The sequence below is a fragment of the Cecembia sp. genome (genome assembly GCF_007126775.1).
Taxonomy (GTDB): domain Bacteria; phylum Bacteroidota; class Bacteroidia; order Cytophagales; family Cyclobacteriaceae; genus Cecembia.
Genome location: NZ_SLAP01000218.1, coordinates 1 through 3,350, shown reverse-complemented (window position 1 = coordinate 3,350; position 3,350 = coordinate 1). Strand labels below are relative to the sequence as shown.

Sequence of the window (3,350 nt, the reverse complement as noted above, 5' to 3'; positions counted from 1 at the left end):
GGAGAGCGGGACTTGGCCCGTGCTACAATTTCTTCCAGGGTCAACTGTACCCTTTCCTGTGCATGGGAAAAATCAGGTAAAATGAACAATAACCCAATCAAAAGCCCTGTGTAAAAACTTTTATTCATATCTCAAAGAAGTTATAGGATCCTGACTTGCTGCTTTTCTTGCCGGAGCAATTCCGAAAATCAAACCCACTGTTGCAGCTACCCCAAATGACAAGAGTATAGATGGCAAAGTAATGACTGTGGGGAAATCCCCGAATTTTGCCACTAGCTGGGCCAATATGATTCCCAAAATGACTCCAATCAATCCGCCTGAAACAGAAATCATGACGGCTTCGAAAAGAAACTGATTTACAATATCGGATTTTTTTGCTCCCAACGAAAGCCTTAGGCCTATTTCTTTTATCCTTTCCAAAACAGATGCCAACATAATGTTCATGATACCAATGCCACCTACCAAAAGTGATATCCCTGCAATGGCCCCCAAGACTATATTGAAGATATTCTGCGTTCTTTGCTGCTGTTTCAGGAGCAATTCTGGAATCGTTACCTCAAAATCTATCACTTGGTTATGTCTCCTTTCCAAGAGTTTGCTCACCACTTCAGCTGTAGGGTTCAGGGATTCGCTTTCTTCTACCTGAATAACTATTTTGTCCAATTGATGGTAATTGTCAGAACGGCGATTATTGTCCTCTAAATTAGATGCCAAGATCAAATCTCTGTTTTTGAAACGTACCAACATGGTTTGAATAGGAATGTATACATCCATATTGAAGTCACGGATACCCAGTTTGGAAATACTTTGTTCCGAGACATATCGCTCTTCCATCACCCCAATGATTTCCAACCACTGATTGCCACTTTTGATCCTTTTACCTATAGGATTCTCTTTGGAGAAAAATTTATTGGCCACGGCTTTACCGATGATGCATACCGGTTCCCCGTTACGCATATTGTCATCGCTGAACATCCTTCCTTCTAACAAATTAAAATCCAGTACCTCAAAATAAGCAGGGGTTATTCCTACCAACTTGGCTGAACGTCGAAATCCGCTTTGCACTAAAAAAGTCTCTATCTCTATCTCTGGACTTATCCTTTTCACCCCAGGAATGGTGTGCTGAATGGCTTCCACATCCTGTAATTTTAATCCCGGAGAAAACTTTGCCCTTTCTTCTTCCAAATCAGAGGCCTCATCTACGCTGTCATCTCTTTGTTCAGATACAGGTTCGACGACTATATTATTTACGCCAACGAGTTTGATCTGCTCCAAAATTTCCTGCTGGGCACCATTCCCGATCGCAAGCATGGCAATGACGGCAGCTACTCCAAAAATAATCCCCAAAGCTGTCAGCAAAGACCTGACCCTGTTGGCAATCACAGCTTCCAAAGCAATTTGGAAATTTGCCATCAATCTTTTATTCTCAAAATTTTCTGGCCTCATAATTCGTCTTCACTTTCAGCATTATTATTGAAAGTTTGCGTATTGGCCGAAATATCATCAAAGGAAGGATTTCTTTTCCCGTTCAATTCCTCCAATAAATTGACGGCGGTCCTCCCTGACCAATCTGGGGTGGATAAATAAACAACATCCCCTTCATTTAAACCTAGTTCAACTACTACATCATTGGTATTGGAAATTCCTAATTTGACCTCCTGTTTTTTACCAGATTTCAAATACACATAATTGATTGAATCTGCTTGGGAATTTAGGGCTTCTAAAGGAACATAGACCACATCATTCAATTCTTCTGCAATGATCGTATTGCTTGTGGTCATTGCAGGACGAAGTAATGGGTCACTTTCCTTGATCACTACGGTGACTTCGAAAACCTTAGCATCTGAATTGGGTCTTTGTTGCCCAACATTGGCCACTTTAGTAACCTCCCCAGTAAGCTTCTTTTCGGGAAAAGCATCAAGCCCCAACTCCACGCGCTGCCCTATCTTGACTTTACGTATATCCACTTCATTGATATAGGTGATACTCTGCATGGTTGTCAAATCCGGCAGGCTTGCTACGACGGGATTCCAGGAACTGACCTGACTGCCTTCTTTTACCTTTCCTCCCCTACCCCATACGTAAATGACCATACCATTCTGAGGGGCAGTTACCGTAAATTTTTCGAGAATTTCTTCCATCTGATTTACTTCGGTCTGCACATCTCTCAATTTGGCAGATACTTCGACCATCCTGGCCTTTTCCTGCATGGATTTGATTCTATAACGGTCCAATGCCTGCTGCAAATCCCTTTTGGCTTTTTCTACATTATTCTCATTTTGCTTAATGATGGCAGGCGGTTCAAATTGGGACTGCTCCAATATCAGTTCCCTTTCCTCGACCTCATATTCCAAATTGATGATATTGTCTCGTTCTTGCCTTAGCACCAAAGAAGTATCTAGTTGTGTCTGTTCAAATAGGGCCAATGTCTGCTCCAAATCAAGTCTTTTGTCTTCCAAACGGCCAAAAAGCTCTGTCTTATCCAAGGCAGCGATGAACTCACCTTTTTTGACTACCGTTCCTTCATCAACCATTTCCTCTATGGTAAAATTTCCTACCCTGAACCTTCTCGCTTCACTGGGTCCCACTACCTGTATGGAGTTTAATGCCTGTAATTCACCGGAAGTAGTGATTTCCACCTTGAATTTTCCACGCTGAACCTCCGCTAAAATATCCCTTCCATCTGAAGAGGAGGAAGGCCTAAAGGCTAAATAAATGATTATCAGGATAATAAGTCCTGCTAGGGTATAATAAAGGTTTTTGTTTCGCATATTCAACAGGTTGAAGAGATAATACAAAATTACAACATAGACATTTGAAACTAATTCCAATAACCAAATAATAAGGCCATTGAAATAATAACCCTATAGACGGGTTTTGATTTAGGATTGTTAAATTGCAAACGCAAAAAATTTTAAGCATAGCATACCATCCGCAAAAAATTGCATGAAATCCATTATCAGTTTTGTCATTCGGTATATTCCAAGAAAATACCTCCAACTTGTCTCCCATTTTTTCCTGAGGGTCCTCGCCGTCTTTTACCGTGGCAATCAGGTAAACTGTAATGTTTGCGGCCATTCCTTTAGAAAATTCCTTCCCTATGGAAGAAAAGCACGGGAAAATGCACTCTGTCCAAATTGTCTGGCATTGGAAAGACACCGGTTGATGTGGTTGTTTCTGCAAAAAGAAACAGAATTTTTCTCCAAACCGATGAAGGTACTGCATATTGCCCCGGAGCTTTGTTTTATTGACAGGATGAAGGCATTGCCAAATCTGGAATATATCACAGGAGACATAGAATCCCCTTTGGCTACTGTAAAAATGGATGTGCATCAAATCCCATTCGAGGC

The 3,350-nt window shown here is 41.3% G+C and carries 2 protein-coding genes and 1 pseudogene; 1 reads left to right on the top strand and 2 read right to left on the bottom strand.

The features are described 5' to 3' along the window. Nucleotides 1-120: 120 nt before the first annotated feature. Together QZT73_RS14510 and QZT73_RS14505 are read right to left on the bottom strand one after the other, a co-directional pair. A complete protein-coding gene (locus QZT73_RS14510) occupies nucleotides 121-1,413 on the bottom strand; it encodes an ABC transporter permease (protein ID WP_291783281.1) in 1,293 nt (430 codons plus the stop codon). Between the two features lie 29 nt (nucleotides 1,414-1,442). Next, a complete protein-coding gene (locus QZT73_RS14505) occupies nucleotides 1,443-2,771 on the bottom strand; it encodes an efflux RND transporter periplasmic adaptor subunit (RefSeq protein WP_291783284.1) in 1,329 nt (442 codons plus the stop codon). Nucleotides 2,772-2,946: 175 nt separating this feature from the next. Between QZT73_RS14505 and QZT73_RS14500 the strand changes: the two are divergent. After that, nucleotides 2,947-3,350, top strand: a pseudogene (locus QZT73_RS14500) (SAM-dependent methyltransferase); the annotation flags it as partial.